Source organism: Klebsiella sp. NPDC088457, from assembly GCF_044900465.1.
Classification (GTDB): domain Bacteria; phylum Pseudomonadota; class Gammaproteobacteria; order Enterobacterales; family Enterobacteriaceae; genus Klebsiella.
Map to the genome: position 1 here is coordinate 1 of NZ_JBJDNH010000076.1, position 729 is coordinate 729.

At 53.4% G+C, this 729-nt stretch carries 1 protein-coding gene and 1 pseudogene; both read left to right on the plus strand.

Annotation, left to right across the window (positions count from 1 at the left end):
* Positions 1–511 (plus strand): UMP kinase (gene pyrH / locus ACI2JR_RS26900; RefSeq protein WP_462479941.1); only part of this gene is annotated, 511 nt, incomplete at its 5' end.
* A 150-nt stretch (positions 512–661) separates the two neighbouring features.
* Positions 662–729: pseudogene (gene frr / locus ACI2JR_RS26905) on the plus strand (ribosome-recycling factor); the annotation flags it as partial.

Genomic DNA, 729 nt, shown 5'->3' on the forward strand with positions numbered 1-729 from the left:
CCGCGTTGTGGGCGACCACATGGGCATGCTGGCAACGGTGATGAACGGCCTTGCAATGCGTGACTCTCTCCATCGCGCCTATGTGAACGCTCGCCTGATGTCGGCCATTCCGCTGAACGGCGTGTGCGATAACTACAGCTGGGCGGAAGCGATCAGCCTGCTGCGTAACAACCGCGTGGTGATTCTTTCCGCGGGCACCGGTAATCCCTTCTTCACCACCGACTCCGCAGCCTGCCTGCGCGGGATTGAAATTGAAGCGGATGTCGTGCTGAAGGCCACCAAAGTTGATGGCGTATTTACCGCCGACCCGGCCAAAGACCCGTCTGCCACCATGTACGATCAGCTGAGCTACAGCGAAGTTCTTGATAAAGAACTGAAAGTTATGGATTTGGCCGCCTTTACCCTGGCGCGTGACCATAAATTGCCGATTCGCGTCTTCAACATGAACAAACCCGGCGCGCTGCGTCGCGTGGTGATGGGCGAAAAAGAAGGCACATTAATTACGGAATAATTCCCGTCAGCGCCAAATCCGGGTAATATTCCGCCTTACTTTCGCGGGCCGATTGCCCGGTGATTTGCATTAAATCTGACTATACTTAGCTCACTTTTACGGTGAGCGACCGTCTGGTCTGTCTGAGACAAGTTTTCAAGGATTCGTAACGTGATTAGCGATATCAGAAAAGATGCTGAAGTACGCATGGAAAAATGCGTCGAAGCGTTCAAAACCCA